The sequence below is a fragment of the Glaciimonas sp. PAMC28666 genome (assembly GCF_016917355.1).
In the GTDB taxonomy this organism is placed as follows: domain Bacteria; phylum Pseudomonadota; class Gammaproteobacteria; order Burkholderiales; family Burkholderiaceae_D; genus Glaciimonas.
This window is the reverse complement of record NZ_CP070304.1, coordinates 168132-189930: the sequence shown is the minus strand read 5'-3', so window position 1 is coordinate 189930 and position 21799 is coordinate 168132. Positions and strand designations below refer to the sequence as shown.

Here is a 21799-nt window from a genome sequence, read left to right as displayed (position 1 = left end):
TTGGTTGTTGGTGCCGATATCTCCGTGCTTTCGGCCATAATGCGATATTGGCAGCGTTTAAACGCTCAACGCCGGTGCAACCGTCAGGTGGCGTGACGTTTGGCCCCGATGACGCTGGGGCTAGCCAATTCCGAATAATTTTTTCAAAACTCCGACTGATAATCCGCATGCCACTATCCTCTTCGATTAATTCTTCTCAGTTACAAGCTACCACGTCCGGCTTCGATTTTTCGATCGTTGCGCGAAACCTGACCAAGCGGGTTGCTGATGCCAGCGGGGAACTCGTCATTCTCAATGATATCAATTTTACCGTTCAGGCCGGGACTACGCTGGCAATTGTCGGCGCTTCAGGATCGGGGAAATCGACTTTGTTAGGATTATTGGCCGGTCTGGATACGCCGTCGAGCGGGACAGTCGTCATTGATGGCGTCGATATCTTTGCGCTGGATGAGGATGGACGGGCTGGCGTACGGAAGGAAAAACTTGGCTTTGTGTTTCAGTCCTTTCAGTTGTTGAGCCATTTAAATGCTTTGGAAAATGTGATGCTGCCGTTAGAGCTGCATGGCGATCCCGATGCGAAAGAAAAGGCTGAAGTAATGCTGGGCCGGGTTGGCTTGTCCAGTCGCTTACGTCACTATCCAAAATATTTGTCGGGTGGCGAGCAGCAACGGGTCGCGCTGGCGCGCGCGTTTGTCACAGAACCGCCGCTTTTATTCGCCGATGAACCTACCGGCAGCCTGGATGCCGCTACCGGCGATGCCGTGATTCAATTGATGTTCGATCTCAACCAGGAGCGCGGTTCGACCTTGGTACTGGTCACGCATGACACCTCCATAGCGGTTCAGTGCCGGCAAACGATCACGATCGCAGCAGGGCGCTTGCTGCATCATGGTGACGCGACACCGAGCGATGCACATATTTTTTAGCGTCAGAACTGCATCGTCATCATCAGTCAGCAGCTGTGCATAGCGTTTCAGTGGAAGGTTGATCAACCTTGCCGACAACGACATCACGCGTAAAAGGACGCCTGGGCACCAGCTAGAGCAAACAATCAAACAATCAAGCAGGCTTGACGGCTTTGCGTAATTTCCATTAATACACAGGGAGAACACTATGGCGACATGGCTACCGGTAGCAAAGGCTATCCTTCCTTACCTTGGCGATATTATTAGCGCCGCTAAGCCAGCTTTCACCAAGCGCAAAGGGGTGAGCGAAGGAAGCCAGATAGAGATTTTGCAGCAGCAGGTGGCAGAGCTCCAAAATGCCTCTTTGCAAAATGTTCAAACTGCGAAGGCGCTTGCAGAGCAATTGCAAACGGCCGTATCAGCGCTCGAACAAACTTTCTCGGCTTCCCAGGAAAAAGTGCGGCGCGCATGCTGGATAGCTGCGATTGCGCTGGGACTAAGTGTGATCGCGCTTGGGTTGTCGGTCAGCGTATTGCTGCGCCATTAACGTGCTTAGGCATCGGCGACTTTCAACCCTGGATGCTGAACTTTCGGAAGATGCTGCTCAGAGCTTCACCGCCGACATGGCCGTCAAAATCTCCAGCGTTGATCAGGACGTTTGGCATGTGGGGTTCAGCATCAGCATTTGATGATTGATTTGAATCTGATAAGAGTTTTTGACGATCGGTTGCTGCCATAATTGGTAACATGCGTGTTGAACGTGAGCACATCAGTGCAAAGATACGTGTAATTGACCTCAAAAGGATAATATGGATCGCCTACAGTCAATGCGGGTATTTTCAAAAGTGGTGGAGCAGGGTAGTTTCGTGGGGGCGGCGAAGGTGCTTAATTTGTCTAACGCTGTGGTTACCCGTCACGTGGCTGATCTGGAAAACCATCTTGGCACGCGACTATTGAATCGATCAACACGCAGAATGTCGCTGACCGAAACCGGGCAGGGGTATTTAGAGCGGGTGCGTAGTATTCTCATTGAAATTGACGAGGCCGATGCGGCTGCTTCAGCGGTGTCTAAAAAGCCTGCCGGAATCCTGAATATTTACTCTCAAATTAGTTTCGGGCAAATGCAATTGGCGCGTTTGCTGCCAAAATACTCTTTGCAATACCCCGAAGTCACATTAGATGTGACGATGTCTGACCGCACCGTCGATTTGGTGGAAGAGGGTTTTGATGTCGGTATTTTTACGGTGTTTCAGAAGTTCGATATCAGCATGGTGGCGCGTCAATTGGGTATCGCCGAGGTTTTGCTATGTGCATCGCCGGATTACTTGCGGAAACATGGACGGCCGCTTCTGCCGGAAGATCTTCAACAGCATGCGTGCCTGAATTTTTCGTTAGAACACCTTCGTCATCACTGGAGTTTTCAGTCTGGTGACGGCGTCTCGACGATCCCCATCACCAGCAAGGTGATGTCGAATAATGCTGATTTGTTGCGCCATTGTGCTCTTGCTGGAATGGGAATAGCGATGCGCAGTTCTTATTCGCTCGGTGACGATTTGGGGACAGGGAAGTTGGAACGGGTTCTGGCCGACCATCACATTAACAAGATATCGGTGCAATTAGTTTACCCCAGCAGGCGTCTACTATCTGCTAAGGTCCGCAGTTTCGTCGATTTTATGATGACCGAGTTTCCCTATCCCGATCGTGATCCATGGCTCGCGGCTTGAAACCTTATCATTAGCGTGAGGTGTGAGGTGTGAGGTGTGAGGTGTGAGGGCGGAACGCTTGCGGCGCGATATCTTGGCGCCTCCGACGGCCCACATTTTTTTGCACAGACTGCTATAGATCGTTGCGTTATACCTGATGTCACGTGAGGGCGATACCCGAATATGTTGATCAGTGGTTTTTAATCAGTGAGTTTTTTTCGCGGCAGCGTTTTGCAGTCGTAATACCAGATTGCCATTGTTCTGCCAATGACGGCGTTCAGCAGTACTGTGCGCGTCTGCAGCCAGCTCGGCGGCCGACTTTTTATGTTGCGCCAAAAAGATGCGTTCAGCTAATCGCAGGTCGAGTTCGACTGGTCCAAGAAACGTTACAACTTGACCACGTTGTATCAGCAAGGTTGGAAAGTCGTCCACGTCAAGGTCATCCATCAGATCGGCCTGATCCTCGATATCGATCCAAACAAAGCGGGCGCCGGGGTGACGATGCGCTAACGCCGTAAAGTTAGTTTGATATTCCCGACAACTTCCACACCATGCAGCGCAAAGGCAAGCGACCACCCAGCCGTCATCGGCTAAAATCTGAGCAAGTTGTGGGCGATTCTCATTATCAATTATCAAGACGGGCATGCTCGCATTTTACCGTGACTAGATTTTTTGTGGTCTCAGAATCGATTTTTGAGTCTGCCTCGGGCCAGCTTAGGGGCAACATGATTAAGTAGCTGGAAAATTGTTAGTCCGGCCGCATACAACCATCGATTGAAACTGCGCTTGAAGCGCCGGGCGCGGTAAAATAGTGGCTATGCAAATTATTCTAGCCATCGAAACATCCACCGAACTTGCCTCTGCAGCGCTATTGCGTGACGGTCAGGTATTTAGCCGGGAATCCGCCGGGGTTCAGACCCATTCGCAAACCATTTTGCCGATGGTACAAAGTCTGCTGGCAGAAGCCGGGATCAGTCTGGCGCAATGTGACGCTCTGGCATTCGGTATTGGTCCCGGATCTTTTACCGGCGTACGTACCGCTTGCGGTATTGTGCAGGGTCTGGCTTTCGGCGCTAATTTGCCGGTATTGCCGATCGTTACTTTGGCGGCAATGGCTCAGGCTTGTCGGGAAGCCTTTGGCATCAGCGATGTCTTGAGCATTTTGGACGCACGCATGGGCGAAGTTTACTGGGCGCAATATCGTCACGTTGATGACGTATGGAAAATCGTTGTCGAGCCCACGCTTTCTGCGCCAGCGCTGGTGCGTCCTTTGTTCGCGCCCGGCACCCCGACAGATAGCGTGCCTCCTTTGCTTGCCTGCGGTAATGGCTTATCGGCGTACCCCGAACTATTTGCTAAAGCGACATTTTTAGCGAATGCGCAACCTGCGCTGATGCCGCACGCCAGACATATCGCACAGCTCGGTTTGAAGGCCTTTGAACAAGGTTTAGGAGTGTCGGCGATCGAAGCGCAGCCCTTATATTTACGCAATAAAGTTGCCCTGACCACAGCTGAACGCGCCCTCAAGGTGGTCATATGAGCATAAGCCGGGCGCCTGGGGAGGCTATTCTACGCACGCCAACGACCTTCCTTCGCATGTCAATTGAAGACCTTGACGAGGTCGTCGAAATCGAGAATCGCGTCTATTCACATCCTTGGACGCAGGGTAATTTTGTTGACTCCATCGAACATGGCTATCAATGCTGGACTCTGCGCGACGCCAACCAGGTGTTGCTGGGCTATTTTTTTATGATGGCTGTCGTTGACGAAGCGCATTTGTTGAACATCAGCGTGCATGCCAGTTATCACGGGCGCGGGATTGGCAAGCAGTTACTTGATAAGGTGGCATTGCTGGCAAAAGAGCATGCCATGACGACGGTGCTATTGGAAGTAAGACCATCAAATCAACGCGCTATCGTGATTTATCAACGTTTCGGTTTTGTCGAGATTGGCCGACGACCTTCGTATTATCCGGCTGATGGTAACAAGCGGGAAGATGCGATTGTGATGAGGTTGTCATTATGATGACCTTGACGCGCCGTGCAATTTTTCTTGACGCTTGCGGCGTTGGTCCGCTATGGGTGCGCCGCCATATTGATGGCACCGATCCCACCGAGCAGCCTGATCTGCGTATGCCGGATTTGGCTCAAGCTTCGGTCGCCACGGTGATCGCACCCGCACCTGCACCGGCGTTGGTAACAGCCGAAGACAGTTCCATCGTTGTTACTGCATTAAACAAAACGCCATCACCTCCACAACCATTGTCGGTTGAGACAGCGCCGATGGAGAGCAATGAAAAAAACGAATTGATGTCGGCCTGGGAAGAGTCATCCTTGCCGACATCCGTCACGTCATTTATCAGGCCGGATCTGGCGGCGGCCAAGTCTCCTACGTCGCGGCTGTTACCGACATCGCCGAATATCATTGCCGACTCCGACACGGTATTAGCCGATATCGCGGGCATGGATTGGCGGCAACTGAAGGCCGCGGTGAGTGAATGCACGCGCTGCGGTTTGTGCCATAGTCGAGAACATACCGTATTTGGGGCGGGGGACGAACGCGCCAAATGGTTGTTCATCGGAGAGGGACCGGGACAGGCTGAGGATCAAGATGGCGAGCCATTTGTCGGTCCGGCTGGTCAGTTGCTCGATAATATGCTGGCCGCGATTGGCGTGCGACGCGGTGAGAACGCCTACATCGCCAATATCGTTAAATGCCGTCCCATTGACGTTGAAGGGGATGCCGGGCGTGACCGATCACCGTCGGCTGAGGAAGTCGCCGCTTGCTTGCCGTATCTGCAACGCCAAATTGCGTTGATTCAGCCCACTGTTTTAGTGGCGCTGGGTAAAACAGCGGCGCTGTCTTTATTGGCATTGGATGCATCCACGCTGGTCGCTTCACTGCGTGGAACTGTCCATCGTTATGCTGGATTGCCGCTAGTGGTGACTTATCATCCGGCCTATTTATTGCGAAAACCAGCAGATAAAGCCAAGGCTTGGAGTGATTTGTGCCTTGCGCTGACTTGTCATGCCGCTATCCTCGAATAGCCCATCCGAGCCGTTCCAGCTAGCCGCTCAGTGCGTGGACGACCGTGATTGCGATAGTTATCAGGTCCTTTTCCATCAGCGCTGGAAGCATCTTAATGATCCCCATGTCAGAGCGCTGGCGTGGCTGCTGGACTCTCCCGATTTACTGGATTTACACGCGCCGCAGTGGCAGGGGAAAATCGCTCATATCGCGGGCGCTGACGATGACGATGGCAACCTGACGGCGCATCATACACTGGCAAACTGGTTGCGACTATTAGATAGCACCCCAGAAAAACTACAGGGGTTATATGCCTTCATGGCGACGCTGTTATCAAGTCGATTAGGGTTATACGCCGAAAAATTGATGGCGTTTTATTTCGAGCAACAGGGAATCCTGGTGGCGCATGGGATGCAGGTTAGAACCGAAAAAGGCGCCACCATCGGGGAGTTTGACTTTCTTTTACGCCAACCGCTCGGATTGGTCCATTGGGAGTTTGCGACCAAATTCTATTTGCTGGAGACGATGGATGGCGAGCTGCTCGCCGATGATTTTATCGGACCTAATTTAACCGACTCACTCGGCCAAAAAATTCAGAAAATCCTTGTTCGCCAATTGATGTTGTCGCAGCACCCTGTGGCGAAAGCGGTTTTGAACGAACCCGTGGTTTCTGCTCTTGCGCTTATCAAAGGTTGGTTGTTCTATCAATACGAGGGATTTGTCGTTCCTTCCGGTCTGGGCGTGTCGAGCAGCCATTGTCGCGGCTATTGGTGCGCCATATCCCAACTCAATATTGATCCGCAATGCCGCTATCTATTGCTGCCAAAGCAACATTGGTTAGCGCCCGCCAAGTCTTTGGTGGCGGATACGTTAAGTGGGGCTGAGGCGCAGCAGGTCTTGTTGCAGCATTTCAGTCAAGAGAGCGCACCTGTGCTGTTGGCAACGATGCGTCCAAACGGTACCGAAGCATTTGAAATCAGACGCGGATTTATTGTGCCGGACGACTGGGCATCTCGCGCGGCTGTATCAAGAAGACTGGTGACGTTGAAGATTCCGATCCAAGCTTAAGCTCTTCGATATGATCGGTGGCTAATCAAAAAATGCCAACAAACACCACGAAATCAATGTTTATGCTCGCCGATCAATGCGAGGGAGTCATGTTCACGTTGATTGGCAGCGTGCTTACGCATTACCAAAAACATTGTGCCGGAAACGAAGACGCCAAACATGACAATGACCAGATTGACATTAAGATTCAGTTTAACCATGACTGCATAGAGCACAAGCATGGTCAGCACTGATAAATTTTCATTGTAGTTTTGTACAGCGATAGAGTGACCTGCGCTCATTAATACATGGCCGCGATGCTGTAGCAAGGCGTTCATAGGCACCACAAAGTAGCCAGAAAGTGCGCCAATCAATACCAGCAACGGGTAGGCGACCCAGATAGAGTGGACCAAGGTCATGGACATCACCACCAAGCCCATAATGATGCCCATTGGCATGACCGACAGTGACTTCTTTAATGGTACAAAATGGGCTGCTGCCACAGCGCCAATAGCAACCCCGACTGCCACGACGCCTTGCAGAATCGCCGCTTTATCGAGTGGCATATGAAGGGATTTCTCAGCCCATTTCAGCACAATAAATTGAAGGGTTGCGCCGGCTCCCCAAAATAAGGTCGTTACAGCCAGAGATATTTGTCCGAGCTTGTCTTTCCAAAGAGTACTGTTGCATCGCGCAAAGTCGGCGACCAGTTTAACGGGGTTTCGCTCCTGGTGCGGATACCGAACGCCGGTGTCGGGAATTTTCAGGTTAAAAATAGTGGCGACGATATACAGCCCTGCGATCACACTTAGCGCCGCCTGGGTTGGGGTGTCCGGACTCCAGTTCAACATCGGAACGTGAAGGGTTAGCAGCACCGCAGATACATGTGGGTTCACCAGCGCGCCCCCCATGACCGTACCGAGAATGATGGAGGAGACGGTGAGGCCTTCAATCCAGCCGTTCGCTGCTACCAGCTTTTCTGCCGGTAAGAGTTCGGTCAGGATACCGTATTTGGCCGGCGAATAAGCGGCGGCGCCGAAGCCGACCATGGCGTAGGAAAGCAATGGATGTATGCTAAAAAACATCATCACGCAACCTAAAATCTTGATCAGATTGGTCACAAACATCACGCGCCCTTTGGGCAGAGAATCTGCGAACGCACCGACAAAAGGCGCTAACAGCACGTAAGACAAGACAAAAAACAATTTGAGTAGTGGCGTCATCCATGTCGGTGACGACATTTCCATCAGTAATGCGATCGCCGCTATAAGAAGGGCGTTATCGGCCAGCGAAGAAAAAAACTGCGCTGCCATGATGGTATAAAAACCGCGATTCATTCGCATCTTAAAAATATTTTTCGTAGTGTCCCCGGCATGCTTTATACCATGAAAATATGGCGCACCCAAGTTTAACGGCTAAGTTTAACGGCCAACTCGAACACCCACTTGAAGATGCGCTCGCATGGGAAGTACTTGCAAGGAACATGCGCTGAACCCAAGCGATTCGTCAGGTCCATTTTGTTGAAGTTTAAACAAATCGATCGAAGCACAAAACAAATCGAGGATTCTTCTTCATCCTGCATCCGGTAAAATGGTGGCTCCTTCATATTTCCATGAGATAACACTTCTTATGCCAAGGCCTCTACTTGCCACCATTGACATCTCAGCTCTGCAGCACAATTTGCGCGTCGCCAGGACGCGCGCCCCAAACTCTAAAGTATGGGCGGTCGTAAAAGCAAATGCTTACGGTCACGGTCTGGAGCGGGCAGTGCGCGCGTTCGCCGAAGCAGACGGTTTGGCCTTGATCGAGCCGGATTATGCGGTGCGTCTGCGTGAACTCGGCTGGGAAAAGCCGGTTTTGCTTTTAGAGGGTTTCTTTGATGCAAGTGACCTTGAGGTAGTTATCAGTCAGCAACTGGAGATCGCAGTGCATTGTGATGAGCAGATTGCGTTGCTGGAATCAAAGTTGCCAAACAATCAATCAACTTATCAGTTACCTGTTCATCTGAAAATGAATAGCGGCATGAATCGCCTGGGCTTTTCTCCTGACGCCTTTCGCGCAGCCCATTTGCGCTTGCGCAAGATACCAGGGATTGGCAATATTACGTTGATGACGCATCTCGCCAATGCTGACGATCCGCTCAACCCCGGATTGCCGTTGCAACAACAAGTTGCCTGTTTTGAGCGTGGCATCGCTGGCCTTGAAGGGGAGCGTAGTTTGGCGAATTCGGCCGCAGACCTGATGCATCCAGAATTACGTTCTGACTGGGTCCGGCCAGGTGTGATGTTGTATGGTGCAACGCCTGGCGGTGACTCCGCTAAATCATTCGGCTTGCGCCCAGCGATGACCTTAACCAGCAAAATCATCGGTATTCAAAAAATTGCGGCGGGAGAGGCTGTCGGCTACGGTAGCCGTTTTGTCGCGGACCATCCTATGATTGTCGGCGTCGTTGCCTGCGGTTACGCTGACGGCTATCCGCGCCATGCACCGACGGGAACGCCAGTTGTCGTGGACGGTGTTCGCACTAGCACAGTAGGGCGTGTGTCGATGGATATGTTTTCAGTGGATCTGACGGCCGTTCCCGGCGCACATGTCGGGAGCGATGTATTGTTGTGGGGTAATGGCTTGTCGGTGGATGAGGTGGCGCATGCGGCTGGCACTATTGGCTATGAGCTGCTGTGCGCGGTCGCGCCACGGGTACGTGTTACCGAAAGTTGACGGGATGGCAGGCGTCCGTGAGCCTGCCACGTCAATGTTTATAAGCTTTAGGCGAGAACAACGCTCTCTTGCATAATATATCCCCACTGGTGGCCCCCACTGGCTGGCCCTTATTAGTGGCTTAATCATTTGCCGACCACGGTTTGACGTCGAGGCCAGGTTAAGTTTGTGTTAGCCCGATATTCCCTTTTTTGAAACGATAACGATTCCGATGGCCAAAGCAAAAACCAATTACACCTGCACCGAATGCGGCGGCATTGCCAATAAATGGACCGGGCAATGTCCGGCCTGCGGTCAATGGAACACATTGGTGGAGACGATCATTGAATCGGTCGGCAATCGCTTTTCGAATCAACACAAAGGCTTGGCGCAGACGGCACCGGTAGTCAGCTTGTCAGATATCGATGCCATTGATGTGCCGCGCTTTGGCACCGGGATCGAAGAATTCGATCGGGTGCTTGGCGGTGGGCTGGTGGCTGGAGGCGTTGTATTGATTGGCGGAGATCCCGGTATCGGTAAATCCACGCTGCTATTACAGGCGCTGGCAAATCTCTCGCGTGTAAAAAAAGTCTTGTACGTCAGCGGTGAGGAGTCCGGTGCGCAAATTGCCATGCGTGGCAAACGACTGGCGGTGGATGCCAAAGATCTAAAATTGCAGGCGGAAATCCAGCTTGAAAAGATTTTGAACACCTTGGTGGAGCATAAGCCGGAAGTGGTGGTGATTGACTCGATTCAAACGGTTTATTCCGACGCGCTTTCTTCCGCGCCCGGTTCAGTGGCACAAGTGCGTGAATGCGCAGCCCAATTAACCCGTGTTGCAAAGCAGACCGGTATCACCATTATCATGGTCGGCCATGTAACGAAAGAGGGGGCGTTAGCCGGACCTCGGGTTTTAGAGCATATTGTCGATACGGTTCTGTATTTTGAAGGTGATACACATTCGAGTTTTCGCCTGGTGCGCGCCGTCAAGAATCGATTTGGCGCAGTCAATGAGCTAGGTGTTTTTGCGATGACCGAAAAAGGCTTGAAGGGCGTGTCCAATCCCTCAGCGTTATTTCTGTCGCAGCATGATATCGCCGTGGCTGGTTCTTGCGTGATGGTGACTCAGGAAGGAACGCGTCCCTTGCTGGTTGAAATTCAAGCATTGGTCGATGCGTCGCATGCGCCAAATGCGCGTCGTCTTTCTGTCGGGCTGGACCAAAACCGTCTCGCCATGTTGCTGGCGGTGTTGCATCGCCATGCGGGGATCGCCGCATTCGATCAGGACGTTTTTATCAACGCAGTCGGCGGGGTAAAAATTACTGAGCCGGCAGCCGATCTTGCGGTATTGCTCGCGATCAATTCATCGATGCGAAACAAGCCGCTACCGCGTGGTTTGGTTGTGTTCGGCGAAGTCGGACTTGCTGGTGAAATTCGACCCGCGCCCCGTGGCCAGGAGCGCTTGCGAGAGGCAGCCAAGTTGGGATTTTCTATTGCCGTCATTCCAAAATCGAACGTACCTAAACAAAAAATTGAAGGCTTAACAGTGATTGGCGTGGAACGGATTGATGACGCACTCAATAAAATCCGCGATGCCGGGGAGTAATCTCGTAGAGACTTGCGTATAGCGGAATCCCCCGTAATGTCAAAACAAAATCAGCACCGTTAAATACGGTGCTGATTTTATTTGGTCGCTGCGTTTGCATGTGTGACACTCTTTCTGCCGTGAGATCGTCCATGCATGATGGATCGTTACGTATTTTTTTAATCGTCTGTGTCGTCTGCGTCGATTGTTTCGACTGTTTCGACTGTTTCGACTGTGTATAAGGGACGGAGTCCTTGAGCAGGGTCGCAGCTCAACCGGTCAGATTAACAACGCGAGTTGGCCATCTGCGCGTGCGATGGTTCGTTCCATCTTTACAGGACTACCGCGCACATCTTCGACGTTCATGCGCAAGCCGCCCCGGACCTCCCCGCCTTCGCCCGTTTTCCGTAAATGTCAGTAAAAGTCGATATTGGTCGGTTTGCTGACATTATTTCCTGGATATAATTATTTAATAGAAAACACTTTTTAGCTGGTCAAGCGGAAGCCAGCAAAAAACGATGCAACACCGAAGTTAGGCCCCCTTGGCGTATTGCTGGCGGCGCGCCAAAGGTGAAGTATCTAGCCATCAATGGGCAATAAAAGCCGGATTCTGCAATTGCAACTGGACCGAAACACAAATTTTATATGTACCCGCTTCACATCAACCGCTGTTCCACCGCACGTGCGCTAAGCGCGTTGTCGATCATTTCAGGTGCCGTTTTCACAGTCCCTGCATTCGCCGCGATGGGTACTGGCGATACGCCGGGCGCCGTCACGCCGCGCGCCGTCACACCTTACGTAGATTACACCGTCTTTTACGAGGACAATCTGCTACGGTTTTACGATAGTGCCGCGGCCAAGATTGCGGAAGGTTCTGGTCAAATGTCAGATACCGTCAGGCGTGCTACAGGTGGTTTGCGCTTCTCCGAGCAAATAAGCCAACAACACTTTACCGCCGACATTAGTCTGAATCGATCCAGTTTCGATCACTTCAATCAATTCGACAACACGGGTGAAGACCTACTTGCCAACTGGAACTGGCACATTGGTAATAACCTGGAGGGAAATGCTTCAACCAATTATTCGGAGTCGCTGACCCCGTTCGATAGCTTCCGCACAGTTCAAAGTAATTTACCGCTTCAAGGTAATGTGCGACGTCAGTGGACTAATTCCATCGATGCTGGCTGGCGCTTCGGCGCAGACTGGCGCATGCATGGTGCCATCACGCACTACCAGTTATCGTACGATCTGGACGCATTGCACGGCAGCGACCAGACGCAGGACACGACTGAGCTAGGGCTTGATTATCTGGCGCCCAGCAGCAGCACGATCGGTGTGCAACTTCGCCATATTCGAGGCGGCTGTCCGGATAGCGACTGTCATGGACTGGTCCTGGGGACTAACTATATTCAAAATGAAGTTAAGGGAAAGATTGATTGGCAGGTGAGCGGTAAATCACGCATACAATTTCTCGGGGGATGGGTACAGCGAAATTACGATACGTTTTCATCGGAAAATTTCAACGGGACTAACGCGCGATTGATCGGGACCTGGGCAGCTACGGGCAAGATTGGCGTGGCGATAAATGTCTGGCGCGAAGTCAGTGCAGTGGCCGATCTGACCGCTAACTACGCTCTGGTTCATGGAGTCAGTTTGGGCGGGGGTTGGGACGTTACGTCTAAACTCCGCATCGAAAGCTCCTTTAATATTGAGCAACGCGACTATAACGGTGTCGCCGTATTGGGGGGCGTAACGACGGCCACCCGCATCGACCGCGATCGTAAAGCCGGTCTGGGGTTAACTTATCTTCCCTATTCGCACCTTCAGTTAAGTGCTGCAATTTTCCATGAAACCTTGAACTCAACAATCACGCAATTGGGTTTTCGCGCCAACGGCGCGCATGTGAATGCGCATTATGAGTTTTAATTTCAATTCATTGCGCTACCTTTTAAGTACCCAATTTGTAGATTTCCCATTTAATCCTATCGAAGGAGTAAAGTTTTAATGAGTCCAATCATTGCCTTGCAGCCCGTTACGAATGCCAAAACTGTTTCTAATCGCATTATCGGTGGGGCGCTCCTTTTACTGATTGCGGTCACTTTGGCCGCTTGCGGGAATAAAGAAAAAGCCGCGGGCCAGTCGCTTGCGAAGGTCGATGGCCAAGAAATTACGGTGCTTCAACTGAACGACGAACTGCAACATGCGGGCGATCTGCAGAAGTTCACGAAGAGACAAATATTGGACGGTCTGATTGACCGACAGTTGCTCGTTGCCGCAGCGCTGTCTGAAAAAATTGATCGCGATCCTTTGATCATGCAGGCAATCGAACGCGATAAAGCGCAGATTTTAGCTCAAGCTTATTTACGTAAAAAAGCCCCAAGTATCGTCAAGCCATCGACGTTGGATGTTGAGGCGTTCTATCAAAAAAACCCTGATTTATTTTCTCAGCGCAAACAATATGAACTGAGAGAATTGATTATTGACTCAAGGAACCAAAGTCCGGAACTCGTCGCTTTGATGGGCAGCGCAAAATCACTGGACGAGGTTGCGACATGGTTGGAAAGTAAGAAAGTGGAATTTGCACCGACGCATGTGGCGCGCACCAGTGTTGATCTGGGCCCCGATATTGCCAAGATAATGAAAACGATGGCAAGAGGGCAGCTCTTTACCATCAATGAGGGACCGCGCAGCATTTTGATCGTCCTGCAAGAAGTAAAGGATACTCCCGTCACAGTGCAAGCTGCTGCTGCTCAAATCGAACAATTTTTGATCAATAAAACAAATAAAGATGCAGAGGCTGCCGAAGTGGCGCATTTACACGCTACAGCAAAAATTGAATATCTTAACGAGGGCTTGCTCGGCAAGGAAAAAGTTGCGCCAGTTGCCGCCGCCATGCCAGTGGCGGATAAGGGAACGGCTGCAAACCATATTGATCGTGGAGTAGCTGGGCTAAAGTAAAGTGACTCGCATAGAGCGTTTATAGCGTTAGCTAATTTTCCGAGATTCAAACCAAGATTTATCAGTGGCTTATTTAAAGTTGAAATGGATGTGATCACCATGAAAAAATATCGTTTACTAGTAATGGTGCTACTTTTTAGCTTGCTGAACGGCGCATTGTTAAATACCGCCTCGGCCGCCGACATCCAGCTTGGTGCGGGTGATGTGATCAAAATCTCCGTCTATGATCATCCTGATCTAGCGTTGGAAACCCGTATCAACGAGGACGGCAGTATTTCTTTTCCACTGATAGGCGATGTCTCGGTTGGCGGCGTCTCCACCTCGGTGAGCGAGAAGAAAATTGCGAACTTGCTAGAAACCGGCGGCTTTATTCACAACGCTCAAGTAAATATTATTGTCACATCGATGCAAAGTCAGGTGGTTTCCGTTTTGGGCCAGGTCAATCGGCCAGGGCGATATGCTATCGATGGCAAGCGAAGTTTGACGGATATTCTCGCTCTCGCGGGCGGCGGTAATGCTGACGCAGGCGATACCGTCACTTTGATTCGTCAACGCGATGGTAAAACACAAAAAGAAGTCATTGATTTGATCGACATGGTGCGTACAGGCGACATGCAATCAAATCAGGAATTACTGGGTGGTGACGTTATCTACATAGAACGCGCACCGCGCTTCTATATTTATGGCGAAATCCAACGTCCGGGAGCATATCGGCTGGAACGTAACATGACTGTATTACAGGCTTTGTCCGTCGGTGGGGGGCTAAGTCAACGCGGAACCGCACGCGGAGTTCGTCTTAAGCGTCTGGACGCCAAGGGTGTTTTACAAGAAACGACGGTTCAGCACGGCGACAAGGTGGGACCCGACGACGTGTTGTATGTGCAGGAAAGTTTATTTTAATTATTGACATCGAAAGGCATGGATACTCATAAACAAGGGGTGCCTGTCCGAAATAAACAGCCAATCCAGCGATGGTCGAATGTCAGGAAATATAGGTATTGGTAGGGTTGCTGATATTTTTATTTCCTATAATAAAGCTTGCGTGCAGACATAAGTTCAATTAGATCAGATAGTTAGATGGTTAAAAATATCGTATCGCGCGCGTAATGAAAGTCGCGCCGGTCTAAGGCTTTTATGAACTCTTGCGAAATTTGGATAACGGCGACCATCAGGTGAAAAACCCGGGTCGAGCATAGGCGACTATCGGCAGATAAACGAAATCTGCCATCGTGCTGTCGCTGCTATGAATGGATGCTTGGAAGTGGTTAAGCCCAACCTTAAAAGGCACATCGCGGCTTCATTCCCTGCGTAGCCGTTCGGCCGCTGAAGAAGTCATGCGATGTTCAAATAATTCGATGTTGTCGCGTAAATGTTGTATCGGACTGAGCGCATTAGTCAGGTTTTGAGAGTTAAAAATGAATTTTACGCAGTTTTTGCTGATTGTACGTGCCCGTTACAGGATCATTCTGATCACGCTTATCGCAACAATTTTGACGACGTTGGCGTTTAGTCTTCTGCTGCCAAAAAGTTACAAGGCGACTACTTCTTTAGTCATTAATTACAAGGGTGTTGATCCCGTCACGGGGGTCGTCTTGCCAGCCCTGCTGATGCCGGGGTACATGGCAACCCAGGTCGATATCATTAGTAGCCGTACTGTAGCGCTAAAAGTTGTGGATGACTTGAAGCTGACGGAAGGTCCGATCGTCAAAGAACAATTCATCAAGGCCACGGAGGGCGAAGGCACCATCCGTGACTGGTTGGCCGATCTGTTACTGAAAAAAATGGACGTTGTACCATCCCGCGAAAGCAGTGTCATCGACATTAGCTTCAAGGGCGCGGATCCCCAATTTGCGGCAGGCATTGCAAATGCTTTCGCCTCGGCGTATCAGCAAGTCAGTATCCAGCTCAAAAGCGAACCATCTCAAAAAGCCTCGGGATATATTACAGACCAAATCAAGCTTTTGCGCCAGAAACTTGAACAGGCTCAAAACAAATTATCTGCTTATCAAAAAGCACACGGCATTATTAATGCCGACAATCGACTGGACGTTGAGTCGGCGCGACTCAATGATTTATCCACGCAATTGGTGCTGGCACAAGCCCAGTCAATGGAAGCAAGATCGCGTCAGCGTCAGACGCAAGATAGCGCAAATGCATCGCCTGACGTCTTGGCTAACCCGTTAGTTCAAACGATCAAATCCAGCCTCTCTGTTGCAGAGGCTAAATTTGCGGATACCTCACAACAGCTAGGAAAAAATCATCCGCAATATAAAGCGGCAAAATCTGAAATTGATCAACTGCACGCCAATCTTGATGAACAAATAAAACTGACAAGTGGCGGCGTAGCGGGAAATGCGCGTATTTATCAGCAACGTGAAGCGGAAATTCGTGCCGCCCTGCTCGCTCAAAAAAATACAGTGATTACTTTGAATAGTGCGCGTGATGAATTTAAAGTGTTAACCACGGAGATGGAAAATGCACAGCGCGCTTACGAGGGCGCAGCCTTGCGATATAACCAGACCAACATGGAAGGGCAGTCCAATCAATCTGACATCGCGGTTTTGAATTTAGCGATCGCACCCATTGTGCCCGCCAATCGAAAAATATTACTCAATACATTGTTAGCGATCTTTTTGGGAACCATGCTGGGTCTTGGTTTGGGATTGCTGACCGAACTGATGGATCGGCGCGTCAGATCAAGTGAAGATATGGGTGATGTGATTCAAATACCGGTCCTTGGCGTGCTGCATTGGAATCCACCGATACGTGTTCGGAGAGAATTTTTGAGTCGATTTTTGCGCCGCAACGTGAAGTTAAAAATAGATCATGGAACGTCCGATGTATCCGCCTAATATCAATACCGCAGCAGTGCCACATCAGCAGGTCCGCGAATCGAGCATCGGCCGCCTGCTGGTCGACATGGGCAAGATTACCCTTGAAGATGCGGAAGAAATTCTGCGTCAGCAAAAAGCGAAAGGCATGCGCTTTGGTGAAGCCGCTCAGAGTCTTGGCCTGATTACGGAGGCAGACATTCAGCAAGTGCTGGCTCGCCAGTTTGACTACTCTTACTTAGAACCTGGGCTGGGGAATTTTGCAGCGGAACTGGTCACCGTGTACGAGCCATTTGGTGAGCAGGCGGAAACCTTGCGGACAATTCGCAGTCAGCTGATGCTGCGCTGGTTTGCCATTGGTCGTAAAACACTCGCCATCGTTAGTGTCAATCCTGGGGAGGGTGCCAGTTTATTCGCGGCGAATCTTGCTGTCGTGTTTTCACAACTTGGCGAGCAAACTTTACTGGTCGACGCTAATCTACGTAAACCCCGACAGCATCAAATTTTTAATATATCCGGGAAGCAGGGTCTGTCGGATATCCTTGCAGGGCGAGCGGACTTGGATGCCATTGCAGAAGTCGCCTATTTTGATAGCCTTTCGGTGCTGCAGGCAGGTACGTTGCCACCGAACCCGCAGGAGCTGATTAGCCGCAGATCCTTTGGTGCGCTGACGCTCAGTATTTCCAACCTCTTTGATGTCATCCTTTATGACGTTTCTGCCTTCTCCGCTGGTGCTGACGCACTAGCGATCGCTGCGCGAGCTGGTGGCGTCCTTTTGGTTGCTCGTAAGAATATGACCCGTGTCGCCGATATCAATGCGATGACGCAACAATTTACACGCGTTGGCGTAGAGGTCGTGGGTTCTGTATTGGTAGGGTACTAGTGGCTACAAACGTCGCCGATGGTTCCGCCATGCGACTGACGACATGGCAAAACCTGTGTGCTGCGTGGTGGCCTGTTTTGGCTTGTCTGCTGATCCTTTATATCCCGACTTTTTACGATCTCGCCACCGGACTTTGGAGTACCGAGGAGCAAGCACACGGGCCTCTTATCCTGGTTCTTGCTACGTGGCTGATCTATCGGCAATGGCCTCAAATGCTGAAAGCCAGCGCCGGAAAACCAGTATCGAAAGCGGGGTGGGTGGTTTTATTGTTTGGATTACTCCTATATGTCGTGGGACGTTCGCAAGAAATTGCGCTACTTGAGACTGGCTCATTTGTCTGCGTTTTGGTCGCGCATGTTCTGCTTTTACGGGGCCGGGCAGCATTGAAGGTGCAGTGGTTTCCCTTTTTTTTCATGCTCTTTATGCTGCCGTTGCCGGGCATTGTGGTGGATGCAATGACGATGCCAATGAAAATGGCTGTGTCGTACGTTGTTGAGCATATTTTGTATTGGATGAATTACCCGATCGCACGTAGTGGCATCATCTTGCAGATTGGCCAATACCAACTATTGGTGGCGGATGCTTGTGCAGGGTTGCACACGCTGTTTGCGCTCGAATCGCTGGGATTGCTCTATCTTAATCTCGTGCGACACGAGTCGCTTTTCCGCAATGTTTCTCTAGCTGTTTTTATCATGCCGATCTCATTTATTTCGAATGTTATTCGGGTGATGGCGCTAACCCTCATTACTTACTATTTCGGTGACGCTGCAGGTCAGGGATTTTTGCACGGCTTCGCAGGAATAGTGCTATTTCTTAGCGCACTCCTATTAATAATGGGCACCGATTCAGCGCTTAAATCTTTCGATAAGATGCGGCTCCGGAAGCGTTTATTTCGTGAGGGAGCTGCTAAGTGATAAAACCTTCGCCGCGTTCTTTGGCTCTTTTGGTATTGATGTTGCTAGCGTTCGGTCTCGCAAGTTTTTTGCGACCGACACATAAAATGTCTGCTGAGTCACCCGCTTTCGATCTCCAGGCAATAATTCCTGCATCGTTCAATGGTTGGAAAGAAGAATTACAACCTTCCATTCTGGTGGTAGACACGACTCAAAAAGAGATCCTCGATAAGATCTACGATCAATCGCTTTCGCGTACATACGTTAACAGCGACGGATATCACATCATGCTCGCCATCGCTTATGGTGGCGATCAACAACGCGACCTACAGATACATCGCCCAGAAGTGTGTTATCTGGCGCAGGGATTCAGCGTCAGCGGCATAGAGAAGGTCAGGCTACGTCTTAATGGTAGCGAAATACCGGCTATGCGACTTGCGACCCGTCTTGGCGTGCGGATGGAACCGGTCACCTATTGGGTGCGGATCGGCGACAAGATTGTCCGCGGAAATATTGAACAAGGCCTGGCACGGACTGCATACGGTCTCAGAGGACGCGTAGCGGACGGTCTGCTTTTCAGGGTATCGAGCATTGACCAGAATCAGTCGGTCGCCTTCGCTTATCAGGAAAAATTCGTGAATGCTTTATTGGAGGCAATAGCGTTGTCTGGCAGAAAAATTCTCTTGGGTGAACAGAAGCTTGATTCACTTAAAGGCCATGATCGTAGCGACACGCAGTTGTCGACGGGTTAAGGATTAATTCAAATTGAGTAATTCCATCAGACCGGCCTCATTCTGGTCGTTTATCAATTCTTTCGCTACGAGGGGCCTTTCGTTTGCTTTTTTTATCCCTCTGACGCGCAAGCTTGGTCCCGCTCCACTCGGTGTGATGGCAATGGCTATAGCGGTTGGTGTATTTCTCGATGCTGTCATTGATTTAGGACTGAGCGATCAATTCGTGCGTCACCAAGACGCAAAAGATCAGAAATTTTTTAGTACAGTGTTCTGGGCGCAAGTAATTGCAGCAGGCGTCCTGGGACTTGCAATCGCTTTGCTAGCCCCACTGGCAGCCCACGCCATGCATGAACCGGGGCTGGTTTTGGCACTGCGTGCTGTAGCACTTGCCAGTTTTGTGACGGCCATCGGCTTGTCACCTGTTTCCTGGCTGCGGCGAGGACTCGAGTATCGGGCTATCGCTATACGTAATGTATCGGCGACGTTTTTGGGAGGCGTGGTCGGTATCTATCTGGCCTGGAACGGATTCGGTTTGCTGGCCGTACTATCGCTACACGTCATTAATGCCATTACTGGAACAATTGTAGCGGTCCTCAGTGCCGGATGGAGACCTTCGTTGGTCTTTTCACTATCCAGTTTGAAACAGGTCGGTGGAATTGCTGCAAATACTTTTTTTACCAGAGTCCTTGAAGCGGGAGTGAGCCGCCTGGATCAAATTGCGGTGGGTGCTTTTTTCGGCGCGTCCGCTTTAGGAATGTATTCACTCGCGGTCCGACTTTACGATATTTTATTTCAACTTTTATGTATGCCCGTGGCTTCGGTAATGCTGCCATATCTGTCAGTTTATCAATCTAAAACTGCAGAGCTTCGGCGGCGTTTCCTCGATGTGGTACAGGTCGTCTCCCTGTCTGCGCCGCCAATTTTCATGCTTGCGGCACTTCATGCCTCTTGGTTGATAGGAACCGTGTTCGGCCCGCAGTGGTTGGGTGCGGGTCCTTATCTGCGGATCGTCCTGGGCATGGGTGTGGTTCAGGCATTTACGTTTACGCACACAGTCATTTTCGCGGCGTCTGGCAAAACCTCTGTCAATCTTGGTGTCGCGCTATTAAGTACCGTTCTTTGGGCCGTTTTCCTTCCTTTATTGCCAACCTATGGTGTTATTTTTGCAGCCGTACTATGGGCAATGCGGGCCGCCATAGGGGTTCCCATTCAGATGTTTTTTTTGAAAAACGTGCTTGATATGCAGTTGCGCGAATACGTACGCAGCCTTACACCCATGTTCATTGCTTTGGCTGGAATGGCGGTAGTGAGCTTCTTCATCTTTATCGTCGGAGAGCGGGCTAAAATCAATCCGTTTGCGGTGCACATTGTTTCAGTTTTGGCGGGAGGCGGTGTATTTATCACTATCGCAGTCGGTCTTTCTTCTAAGGTGAAAGACATTTGGATGGGCATTTTTGATACCCTAAAAGGACAAGCGTCGTGAAAATTAATTTTCTTCTTCCCACACCGGGTCAGCATCCGGTGGGCGGCTACAAGGTCGTCTATGAGTATGCGAACGGCCTGGTTGCGCGGGGACATGAGGTTACCGTGACGCACCAGATGATTTTGATCCCGGGCGCAACGGCACTCCGACAACGTGTGCGTTATGCCAAGTCGAGACTGAAGCGCGACTGGCTTCCCACTGACTGGTTTAAGGTTGATCCACGGGTACAGATGCGGTTGGTTCTCGACATGACGCCGGCCTCTCTCGGCAGAGCGGATGCACTCATTGCCACTGCATGGGAAACCGCAGAAATCGCTGTGAAACAACCTGCCAGCTGCGGCAAAAAATTCTATCTCATTCAGCACTTTGAGGAGTGGAGTGGCGACCGAGATCGCGTTCTTGCTACCTGGCGGCTTCCTTTACAAAAGATTGTCATCGCCGACTGGTTGCGGCAATTCGCTGCCAGTGAGGGACAGACCGTGCATTACATCCCTAACGGCGTTGATTTTTCCGCTTTCGGTACAGACGTTCCTGCACTGTCCCGCGACCCTCATACCGTCATCATGCTGTATCACAACTTCGATTGGAAAGGTTCTTGCGATGGATTGGCCGCGTTGCGCGCAGTCAAGGCCAGCGTTCCTGACCTTAAAGTGATTCTCTTCGGCGTACCGGCCGAACCGCCAGATATGGAGCCGTGGTTTGAATATCATAGGCTCCCGTCGCAGGTGCTACTGCGCAGCTTGTACAACCGCGCTGCGATATTTCTTTCGCCGTCCTGGGCTGAGGGATGGCCTTTGCCGCCTGCCGAAGCGATGCTATGTAGTGCCGCAACGGTGTTGACCGATATTGGTGGACATCGCGAATATGGCATTGAGGGTGAAACAACGCAATATGGTCAGCCCCGTCTATCGGCCTCGCTAGTCCCGCCGTTATTACGTTTGCTCACAGATACCCCGGCGCGAGTTGCGCAAACCCGGCAGGCGCATCGCCACATTACCCAATTTACGTGGGACGTTGCAGTTTCCCGTTTTGACGCTGCTTTGCATAACTGAT

Annotated in this window: 21 protein-coding genes; 18 read left to right on the top strand and 3 right to left on the bottom strand. The window is 50.9% G+C overall.

Annotated elements, in window-relative coordinates; all coding sequences use genetic code 11:
• The first annotated feature begins 167 nt into the window (after positions 1 to 167).
• Positions 168 to 926 (top strand): ABC transporter ATP-binding protein, encoded by a 759-nt coding sequence (locus JQN73_RS00780; protein WP_205321219.1) that lies wholly within the window; start codon positions 168 to 170, stop codon positions 924 to 926.
• A 187-nt stretch (positions 927 to 1113) separates the two neighbouring features.
• The gene (locus JQN73_RS00775) at positions 1114 to 1452 is read left to right on the top strand and encodes a hypothetical protein (RefSeq protein WP_205321218.1); all 339 of its coding nucleotides are present in this window, start codon (positions 1114 to 1116) and stop codon (positions 1450 to 1452) included.
• Positions 1453 to 1474: 22 nt separating this feature from the next.
• Here JQN73_RS00775 and JQN73_RS00770 read toward each other — a convergent pair whose 3' ends face one another.
• Positions 1475 to 1642, bottom strand: a complete 168-nt coding sequence (locus tag JQN73_RS00770; protein ID WP_205321217.1) for a hypothetical protein — start codon at positions 1640 to 1642, stop codon at positions 1475 to 1477.
• Between the two features lie 72 nt (positions 1643 to 1714).
• Between JQN73_RS00770 and JQN73_RS00765 the strand changes: the two genes are divergently transcribed.
• Positions 1715 to 2629: a LysR family transcriptional regulator gene (locus JQN73_RS00765; RefSeq protein ID WP_205321216.1), complete on the top strand. Its 915-nt coding sequence runs from the start codon at positions 1715 to 1717 to the stop codon at positions 2627 to 2629.
• Between the two features lie 183 nt (positions 2630 to 2812).
• Here JQN73_RS00765 and JQN73_RS00760 read toward each other — a convergent pair whose 3' ends face one another.
• A complete protein-coding gene (locus tag JQN73_RS00760; RefSeq protein ID WP_205321215.1) occupies positions 2813 to 3253 on the bottom strand; it encodes a thioredoxin family protein in 441 nt (146 codons plus the stop codon).
• Between the two features lie 172 nt (positions 3254 to 3425).
• Between JQN73_RS00760 and tsaB the strand changes: the two genes are divergently transcribed.
• The 4 genes from tsaB to JQN73_RS00740 are packed head-to-tail and all read left to right on the top strand — an operon-like array spanning position 3426 to position 6703.
• Positions 3426 to 4148, top strand: a complete 723-nt coding sequence (gene tsaB, locus JQN73_RS00755) for a tRNA (adenosine(37)-N6)-threonylcarbamoyltransferase complex dimerization subunit type 1 TsaB (protein ID WP_205321214.1) — start codon at positions 3426 to 3428, stop codon at positions 4146 to 4148.
• The gene (rimI, locus tag JQN73_RS00750) at positions 4145 to 4633 is read left to right on the top strand and encodes a ribosomal protein S18-alanine N-acetyltransferase (RefSeq protein ID WP_205321213.1); all 489 of its coding nucleotides are present in this window, start codon (positions 4145 to 4147) and stop codon (positions 4631 to 4633) included. The genes tsaB and rimI overlap by 4 nt, the downstream gene beginning before the upstream one ends.
• The gene (locus JQN73_RS00745; RefSeq protein WP_205321212.1) at positions 4630 to 5655 is read left to right on the top strand and encodes a uracil-DNA glycosylase family protein; all 1026 of its coding nucleotides are present in this window, start codon (positions 4630 to 4632) and stop codon (positions 5653 to 5655) included. The genes rimI and JQN73_RS00745 overlap by 4 nt, the downstream gene beginning before the upstream one ends.
• A complete protein-coding gene (locus JQN73_RS00740) occupies positions 5636 to 6703 on the top strand; it encodes a DUF1853 family protein (protein ID WP_205321211.1) in 1068 nt (355 codons plus the stop codon). Before JQN73_RS00745 ends, JQN73_RS00740 begins: the two co-directional genes overlap by 20 nt.
• Positions 6704 to 6756: 53 nt before the next feature.
• On the opposite strand, the gene lplT is transcribed toward JQN73_RS00740, so the two are convergent.
• On the bottom strand, positions 6757 to 8019 hold the full coding sequence (lplT, locus tag JQN73_RS00735; protein WP_205321210.1) for a lysophospholipid transporter LplT: 1263 nt from the start codon (positions 8017 to 8019) through the stop codon (positions 6757 to 6759).
• Between the two features lie 292 nt (positions 8020 to 8311).
• Here lplT and alr point away from each other — a divergent pair, with 292 nt between their 5' ends.
• The 11 genes from alr to JQN73_RS00680 all read left to right on the top strand — a co-directional run bounded on the left by alr (position 8312) and on the right by JQN73_RS00680 (position 21798).
• A complete protein-coding gene (gene alr, locus JQN73_RS00730) occupies positions 8312 to 9400 on the top strand; it encodes an alanine racemase (protein ID WP_205321209.1) in 1089 nt (362 codons plus the stop codon).
• A 211-nt stretch (positions 9401 to 9611) separates the two neighbouring features.
• Positions 9612 to 10985 carry a DNA repair protein RadA gene (gene radA / locus JQN73_RS00725; protein ID WP_205321208.1) on the top strand — a complete coding sequence of 458 codons (1374 nt, stop codon included), beginning with the start codon at positions 9612 to 9614 and terminating at the stop codon, positions 10983 to 10985.
• 624 nt (positions 10986 to 11609) lie between these two features.
• Positions 11610 to 12890: an XrtB/PEP-CTERM-associated polysaccharide biosynthesis outer membrane protein EpsL gene (gene epsL / locus JQN73_RS00720; protein WP_205321207.1), complete on the top strand. Its 1281-nt coding sequence runs from the start codon at positions 11610 to 11612 to the stop codon at positions 12888 to 12890.
• 78 nt (positions 12891 to 12968) lie between these two features.
• Complete coding sequence (locus JQN73_RS00715; protein WP_205321206.1) at positions 12969 to 13922, top strand: EpsD family peptidyl-prolyl cis-trans isomerase; 954 nt, start codon at positions 12969 to 12971, stop codon at positions 13920 to 13922.
• A gap of 99 nt (positions 13923 to 14021) precedes the next feature.
• Positions 14022 to 14822 carry a polysaccharide export protein EpsE gene (gene epsE, locus JQN73_RS00710; protein WP_205321205.1) on the top strand — a complete coding sequence of 267 codons (801 nt, stop codon included), beginning with the start codon at positions 14022 to 14024 and terminating at the stop codon, positions 14820 to 14822.
• A gap of 515 nt (positions 14823 to 15337) precedes the next feature.
• Positions 15338 to 16774, top strand: a complete 1437-nt coding sequence (gene epsF / locus JQN73_RS00705) for a chain length determinant protein EpsF (RefSeq protein ID WP_205321204.1) — start codon at positions 15338 to 15340, stop codon at positions 16772 to 16774.
• Complete coding sequence (gene epsG / locus JQN73_RS00700; protein ID WP_240162378.1) at positions 16761 to 17636, top strand: chain length determinant protein tyrosine kinase EpsG; 876 nt, start codon at positions 16761 to 16763, stop codon at positions 17634 to 17636. Before epsF ends, epsG begins: the two co-directional genes overlap by 14 nt.
• Entirely contained in the window at positions 17636 to 18550 is a 915-nt protein-coding gene (xrtB, locus tag JQN73_RS00695; protein ID WP_370551287.1) for an exosortase B, read from the top strand. The genes epsG and xrtB overlap by 1 nt, the downstream gene beginning before the upstream one ends.
• Positions 18547 to 19281 carry an exosortase-associated protein EpsI, B-type gene (gene epsI / locus JQN73_RS00690; protein WP_205321202.1) on the top strand — a complete coding sequence of 245 codons (735 nt, stop codon included), beginning with the start codon at positions 18547 to 18549 and terminating at the stop codon, positions 19279 to 19281. The genes xrtB and epsI overlap by 4 nt, the downstream gene beginning before the upstream one ends.
• 13 nt (positions 19282 to 19294) lie before the next feature.
• The gene (locus JQN73_RS00685; RefSeq protein ID WP_205321201.1) at positions 19295 to 20746 is read left to right on the top strand and encodes an oligosaccharide flippase family protein; all 1452 of its coding nucleotides are present in this window, start codon (positions 19295 to 19297) and stop codon (positions 20744 to 20746) included.
• Entirely contained in the window at positions 20743 to 21798 is a 1056-nt protein-coding gene (locus tag JQN73_RS00680; RefSeq protein WP_205321200.1) for a glycosyltransferase family 4 protein, read from the top strand. The genes JQN73_RS00685 and JQN73_RS00680 overlap by 4 nt, the downstream gene beginning before the upstream one ends.
• Position 21799 lies beyond the last annotated feature (1 nt).

What these genes read in the sequence shown, in the direction of transcription:
- JQN73_RS00780 (WP_205321219.1), top strand. Translation starts at nt 168, where the DNA reads ATGCCACTATCCTCTTCGATTAATTCTTCTCAGTTACAAGCTACCACG.
- JQN73_RS00775 (WP_205321218.1), top strand. Translation starts at nt 1,114, where the DNA reads ATGGCGACATGGCTACCGGTAGCAAAGGCTATCCTTCCTTACCTTGGC.
- JQN73_RS00770 (WP_205321217.1), bottom strand. Translation starts at nt 1,642, where the DNA reads ATGGCAGCAACCGATCGTCAAAAACTCTTATCAGATTCAAATCAATCA.
- JQN73_RS00765 (WP_205321216.1), top strand. Translation starts at nt 1,715, where the DNA reads ATGGATCGCCTACAGTCAATGCGGGTATTTTCAAAAGTGGTGGAGCAG.
- JQN73_RS00760 (WP_205321215.1), bottom strand. Translation starts at nt 3,253, where the DNA reads ATGCCCGTCTTGATAATTGATAATGAGAATCGCCCACAACTTGCTCAG.
- tsaB (WP_205321214.1), top strand. Translation starts at nt 3,426, where the DNA reads ATGCAAATTATTCTAGCCATCGAAACATCCACCGAACTTGCCTCTGCA.
- rimI (WP_205321213.1), top strand. Translation starts at nt 4,145, where the DNA reads ATGAGCATAAGCCGGGCGCCTGGGGAGGCTATTCTACGCACGCCAACG.
- JQN73_RS00745 (WP_205321212.1), top strand. Translation starts at nt 4,630, where the DNA reads ATGATGACCTTGACGCGCCGTGCAATTTTTCTTGACGCTTGCGGCGTT.
- JQN73_RS00740 (WP_205321211.1), top strand. Translation starts at nt 5,636, where the DNA reads ATGCCGCTATCCTCGAATAGCCCATCCGAGCCGTTCCAGCTAGCCGCT.
- lplT (WP_205321210.1), bottom strand. Translation starts at nt 8,019, where the DNA reads ATGAATCGCGGTTTTTATACCATCATGGCAGCGCAGTTTTTTTCTTCG.
- alr (WP_205321209.1), top strand. Translation starts at nt 8,312, where the DNA reads ATGCCAAGGCCTCTACTTGCCACCATTGACATCTCAGCTCTGCAGCAC.
- radA (WP_205321208.1), top strand. Translation starts at nt 9,612, where the DNA reads ATGGCCAAAGCAAAAACCAATTACACCTGCACCGAATGCGGCGGCATT.
- epsL (WP_205321207.1), top strand. Translation starts at nt 11,610, where the DNA reads ATGTACCCGCTTCACATCAACCGCTGTTCCACCGCACGTGCGCTAAGC.
- JQN73_RS00715 (WP_205321206.1), top strand. Translation starts at nt 12,969, where the DNA reads ATGAGTCCAATCATTGCCTTGCAGCCCGTTACGAATGCCAAAACTGTT.
- epsE (WP_205321205.1), top strand. Translation starts at nt 14,022, where the DNA reads ATGAAAAAATATCGTTTACTAGTAATGGTGCTACTTTTTAGCTTGCTG.
- epsF (WP_205321204.1), top strand. Translation starts at nt 15,338, where the DNA reads ATGAATTTTACGCAGTTTTTGCTGATTGTACGTGCCCGTTACAGGATC.
- epsG (WP_240162378.1), top strand. Translation starts at nt 16,761, where the DNA reads ATGTATCCGCCTAATATCAATACCGCAGCAGTGCCACATCAGCAGGTC.